We start from the raw sequence: 1,952 nt of genomic DNA on the forward strand, positions 1-1,952 counted from the left end.
GCAGCTTGCCCGCTGTGTCGCGCATCGGAATCAGCAGGTGGTGCCCGTCGCACTTGATGCCGTGGGGCTTGATGCCCTTGCGGGTCAGGTACTCATGGCCGGTTGCGGGTGTTGCCTCATTCCAGATCAGCGCCGCCGCCTCGCTGGCCTGTTGCTGGGCCTGGGCTTGTTCGACCTCGCGCTGTGCCTGCATGGCCTTGATGCGCTGCCGGTGGGCTTGGCGCTCTGCCGCTGTCTGTTGGTTGCCCGCCTGCCGGTCTGTCGTGGGTGCGTAGCCGTTTTGCTTGGCCAGGTGAAACAGCGTCCCTATGCCGATGCCCCCGCCTGCTTTCACGCTGCGCCATGTATCGCGCACCGATGCCGCGTCGTAGCCGTCAGGGTCGGACTGGCTCCATGCGTCAAACAGATCAAACCCGGTTGCGTCTGGAAACTCCGACTTGATGGCCATCGCCAGCTTTGCCCATTCGTCGCGTGGCATCGCTGGCGGAATGTAGGCCAGCGCATCGCGTATTTGTTCGGGTGTGGGGATGCTCATAGTCGGCCCCCAATCTGCGCCAGGAACAGCGCCGCGTCGTGCAAGGTGGGCAGGTATCGCACAAGCCCCCACCTTTCCGCCCAATACGTCACCGGCCCGTCTGCCGGGTCTGTGCGGTGCAGGGTGTGGCCCTTCAACGCGTAGCCCGCGCGCAGCGTTGAAAACGCTTTGTCGTTGCGCTCTGCCGTGGGAAAATCCAGATCGTTGATCGCGGTCGCCGTGGTGGTGTGCAAGCCCCCGGCGGCCTTTTCTTTTGGGGTGGTGTTGATCGCCATGTCCACCCCCTCAAGCGGCCATCAACACGGCCAGCTTTTGCGCGCGCTTGGCGTGAAGTTGCTTCACCAGTTCGCGGATTTGATCGTCCGACTGACCTGCAATGCGCGCCGCGTTAATCGCCTGCACCTCATTGTCTGGCCAGCCCACCGCCCGCTGCCCAATGGGAACGGGATTTGTGAAAAGCCCCGCGCGGATCGCGTTGTAAATGCTTGCGTGGGAACGGTGCCCCATTTCAGCCTTGACGGCTGGAAGTCTCAAGATAGCCATTGATGCCCCTTCGTAGCAGCCGGTGCAAATCCGGCTTGGGGCAAGTGTCGAAATTATGGCCAGGCGTGAAAAGGGTCATACCTTTCGAAATAGGTCACACCATTCACTTGAGAAAAGGGGTCAATGGTTTGATACCTTCAACCCTATTGCATCAATTGGCACAGCTAGCGCCTGCCAGCGGGCAGGCCATCTGCCCGTAGGATTGACGCAATAGCTCGGGCCTTGTCCTTTGAAACCCCTCGCTCCTTCACCAGCCAGTCAGCCACCATTTCGTTGATCGGTGCCGTATCAGGTTCGCTTGGGTCGTAGTTTTTCCAAAATCTCTGCGCCGCAGCCTCAAGGTGTCCTAGTTGCTCGGTGTGGTGTGCTCCCCATGGCCACTTTTTCGGATCAAAACTGTTTATTTCTCGTCCCGGCTCATTCAGAACACAATGCAAGCCGTTTGCTTTGATTCGTCCAACAGTCCACAGGCTAGTGTTAACCAGCCATTCCTGGGTGTGCTTAAGTCGTCTAAATTGTCGATTGGTGGTGGCAATTGATATAAAAAGCACACCAAAAATAATCAGAACAAGAATAGATAAACGACGAACTAGATCACCGCCAACCACAGCCGCAGCATCTTGCTTAAAAATCTGCAAATAGATCGCCGCTATTACCGCAAAGGCACCAGTAAAAAAATAAGTCAGCTCCACAATAGATTGCCCGCGCTTGAAAACTTTTTCTAATATTTGTGAGAACTTAGACTTCTTTGATTCTTCAGCATCTTGATTCAATTAGCACCCCTACATGCTGCCCCGAAAAGAAGCCAGCGCCGCCGGGTCAGGGTGTCCCGGTTTTCACCATCGGGGATCAGCCGATGGCTAGGCGTGGCGTC

4 protein-coding genes are annotated in these 1,952 nt (G+C 57.0%); all 4 read right to left on the minus strand.

Going from position 1 to position 1,952, the window contains the following annotated elements; translation table 11 throughout:
- Nucleotides 1-535, minus strand: a 535-nt coding sequence (locus tag ACFQU0_RS19535; RefSeq protein ID WP_382203567.1) for a PriCT-2 domain-containing protein, incomplete at its 3' end; no start/stop codon positions are given.
- Nucleotides 532-810, minus strand: a complete 279-nt coding sequence (locus ACFQU0_RS19540; RefSeq protein WP_382203569.1) for a hypothetical protein — start codon at nucleotides 808-810, stop codon at nucleotides 532-534. The genes ACFQU0_RS19540 and ACFQU0_RS19535, both read right to left, overlap by 4 nt.
- A 10-nt stretch (nucleotides 811-820) precedes the next feature.
- Nucleotides 821-1,078: a helix-turn-helix transcriptional regulator gene (locus ACFQU0_RS19545; protein ID WP_382203571.1), complete on the minus strand. Its 258-nt coding sequence runs from the start codon at nucleotides 1,076-1,078 to the stop codon at nucleotides 821-823.
- A gap of 164 nt (nucleotides 1,079-1,242) precedes the next feature.
- Complete coding sequence (locus ACFQU0_RS19550) at nucleotides 1,243-1,851, minus strand: hypothetical protein (protein WP_382203573.1); 609 nt, start codon at nucleotides 1,849-1,851, stop codon at nucleotides 1,243-1,245.
- Nucleotides 1,852-1,952: the final 101 nt, after the last annotated feature.

The organism is Hydrogenophaga defluvii, from assembly GCF_042665235.1.
Classification (GTDB): Bacteria; Pseudomonadota; Gammaproteobacteria; order Burkholderiales; family Burkholderiaceae_C; genus Hydrogenophaga; species Hydrogenophaga defluvii_A.